Source organism: Actinomycetota bacterium (assembly GCA_036280995.1).
GTDB lineage: Bacteria > Actinomycetota > CALGFH01 > CALGFH01 > CALGFH01 > CALGFH01.
In genome coordinates, this window is the sequence record DASUPQ010000421.1 from 1 (window position 1) to 3185 (window position 3185).

The 3185-nt window shown below is 69.2% G+C and carries 4 protein-coding genes; all 4 read left to right on the forward strand.

Translation table 11 applies throughout. The features are described 5' to 3' along the window. On the forward strand, window positions 1–939 hold a 939-nt coding region (locus VF468_13900; GenBank protein ID HEX5879385.1), incomplete at its 5' end, for an ABC transporter substrate-binding protein. 9 nt (window positions 940–948) lie between these two features. Next, complete coding sequence (locus tag VF468_13905) at window positions 949–1317, forward strand: cupin domain-containing protein (protein HEX5879386.1); 369 nt, start codon at window positions 949–951, stop codon at window positions 1315–1317. An 8-nt stretch (window positions 1318–1325) separates the two neighbouring features. Then, window positions 1326–1853 carry a pyridoxamine 5'-phosphate oxidase family protein gene (locus tag VF468_13910; protein HEX5879387.1) on the forward strand — a complete coding sequence of 176 codons (528 nt, stop codon included), beginning with the start codon at window positions 1326–1328 and terminating at the stop codon, window positions 1851–1853. 66 nt (window positions 1854–1919) lie between these two features. Then, window positions 1920–3107 (forward strand): FAD-dependent monooxygenase, encoded by a 1188-nt coding sequence (locus tag VF468_13915; GenBank protein ID HEX5879388.1) that lies wholly within the window; start codon window positions 1920–1922, stop codon window positions 3105–3107. Window positions 3108–3185 lie beyond the last annotated feature (78 nt).

The following is a 3185-nucleotide window of genomic DNA, read 5'->3' on the forward strand; positions in this document are numbered from 1 at the left end:
ATGGAGGCGGGCGCGGGGTTAGAGCTCTGGGCGGAGGAGGATGACGTCCGGTTGACCGTCGTGGACGACGGTGGCTCACGGTCGGCGGCGCTTCGGGCTTATGCCGCCTGGCTCGACCAAGATGTCGACCTGCTGATTGGACCCTACGCCAGTGGGCTGGTTCGGGCGGTGGCGCCGTTGGTGTGCGATGCGGGGCGGCTGCTCTACAACCACGGTGGATCGGCCGATGACCTCGCGCGGCCCGGGCTGGTATCGCTCCCAGCGCCGGCGTCGACCTATTTCGACGGTGCCGTCCAGGAGGCGATGGCCCGTCAGTTGGATCGGCTGCTGGTCGTCTGTGGCCCTGGGCGGTTCGCCCGGGCCGTTGCCACAGGCGCTGTGGCACGTGCGGCCGAGCGGCGAATCGACGCCCAGATGATCATGATGGACTCGGTGATCGCTACCGGCGCCGCCGACGCCGCCGTGTTGGTCGTTGGTCGTTTTGAGGAGGACGTGGCGGTGGTTCGCCGTATCCGTGGGTGGCCGCGAGCGCCGGCGCTTCTGGCTGCTGTGGCGGCGGGGCTTCCCGCCTTCGGTGAGCAGCTCGGTCCGGCCGCCGAGGGCGTGCTCGGTCCGGTGCAGTGGTGGCCGAGCCGGCGGCGACCTGAGGTGGGGCCGTCAGGAGCCGACTTCGCCGACCGCTATCGGCGCCGGACTGGCAGGGAGCCTTCGTATGTGGCGGCCCAGGCCGCGGCCGCGGGCTACCTGGCCCGTGTCGCCCACCGCCGGGGCTTGGTAGCCGAGACGGTGGGGCAGTGGACGACCTCAACGCTGCTGGGGAACTTTGCCCTGGATGACGGCTGGCGCCAGGTGGGCCACCGCGTGCGGACCATCCGGTGGCGGCACGGCCGGATGGTCCCGGTCGGCCAGGCTCCGGCGGGCGCCCTCGGCTTCGATTAGAGTTGGCCCATGGCTGAGGTCACCGAGGAGGGAACCTTCGATCCGGCCGAGTTCAAGGACGAGCTGGCCGTCGCCGCGAGCAATCTTGAGGTGGGCACGCGGCTGTGGTTCCAGAACGGCCGGATCAAGGTCTGGGAGGTTGACCTGGCACCGGGCGAGCGGGGACCGTTCCACGCCCACACCCATCGGTACTTCTGGACGGTCGTGGACCCTGGGATCGGCCGCCAGCGATCACCCGACGGCACCGTCAAGGTCCGACGCTACGAGGTCGGCGATACCCAGTATTCCGAGCACTCCCCGGCCGACCCGATGATCCACGACCTTGAGAACGCCGGCCAAACCAGGCTGCGGTTTGTCACCGTGGAGCTGCTCGACTGAACAGGAGGATGGCTGTGTCCTTCAAGGTCGCCAACGTCCAGGACGTGGCCCAGGGAGTGCACGAGGGTCAGTTCACGGTCGGGTCGCGGGAGGAAAAGGAATCTCTCGAGGATCTCGACCCGGTGTACCGGCAGCTCCTCGACGAGCCGGTGACGGCCGTGATCGCGGTGATGGGCGGGGATGGACGGCCCTGGCTGACGCCGGTCTGGTTCAACTACGCCGGGGACAAGGTGCTGCTCAACCTGGCCGAGCACCGCCGCAAGACCGAGTGGATCCGCCGCAACCCGCAGGTGACCATGCTGTTGATGAACCCCAAGAACGCCTACCACTGGGTCAGCATCAAAGCCACTGTCGAGCGGGAGGTCCATGAGAACGACCCGGTCGAGGGGCGCCGGGCCACCGAGACCATCGACCAGGCGTGGACCAAGTACACCGGCGCCGAGCCGCCCTATGGGCTGCGCGACCCGGCCATGGACGAGCGGCGGGTGCTGTTTGAATGCCGCGTCGACAGCGTGGCCACCTTCGGGCAACCCTAGCGGCTGTCGCGCTCCGCCAACTAGTGCCCGCGAGGCGGGAGGGCAAGGGCGACCCCGGGGGTGCCGGTGAGCGAATGGCCACGGGTTGCGGTGGTGGGAGGCTCGCTTGGCGGGTTGACCGCCGCGCTGGTTCTTCGCGATCTCGGCTGCCAGGTCGACGTGTTCGAGCGGTCGACCGCGGAGCTGGAGAGCCGCGGGGCCGGCATCGTCGTGCTGGACGAGACCGTCCGGTACTTCCGGGAGCGGACCGACCTAGAGCTGGAGCAGTTCACCACCGCCACCGGCTTCCTGCGCTACCTCGGCCGGGACGGCGCTGTGGTGTACGAGGAACGCCGGCGCTACCGGTACTCGGCCTGGCACACCATCTACCGTGCGCTGCTCGACTGCTTTGAGCGAGGTCGCTACCACCTCGGCAAGGAGATGAGCGGCTTCTCCCAGCAGGACGACCATGTCCAAGTGCGGTTCGCCGACGGTTCCGCGGCCGCATATGACCTGCTGGTCTGCGCCGACGGCATCTCCTCCAACGCCCGCAAGATGCTGCAGCCCCAGGCCCGGCCGGCCTATGCGGGCTATGTGGCCTGGCGGGGAACCGTCGATGAGCGCCAGCTCAGCCGGGGCGTTCGTGACCTGCTGGCCGACTCGATCAGCTACCAGGTCATGCCCAACAGCCACATCCTGCTGTATCCGATCCCCGCGCTGGACGGGTCGGTGGCCCTGGGCCGTCGTCTGGCCAACTTCGTGTGGTACCGCAACTACGCCGCCGGGGAGGGACTGGATGACCTCATGACCGACCGGGACGGGGTCCGCCGCGACATCACCCTGCCTCCGGGTGCGGCCCGCCAGGCGCATCTGGAGGAGCTATGGGCCGTTGCCGCAGCCCAGCTTGCTCCCCAGTTGGCCGAGATCGTGCTGGGCAGCAAGCTCCCGTTCGTCCAGGTGATCTTCGACATCGAGGTCGACCAGATGGCCTTCGGACGGGTCTGCCTGCTCGGCGACGCCGCCTTCGCCCTGCGACCGCACGCCGCCGCGGGAACCGCCAAGGCGGCCGCCGACGCCTGGGCACTCGCCGAGGCCCTCGTGGCCACCCAGGGCGATCTCCAGGCGGCGTTGCCGCGATGGGAACGCCGCCAGCTCGCTGTGGGACGGGCGGTGCTGGAACGCACCCGCCGCAACGGCGACAAGTCACAGTTCCATGGCACCTGGCGTCCCGGTGACCCGGAGCTCGTCTTCGGCCTCTATGGACCGGGCCGCTGATCCACCTACGTCGCAACCACCAACCCGCCGATCGGACAGCCCACGGCCTGCCCGAGCCGTATCGCTGCGATCAGACAA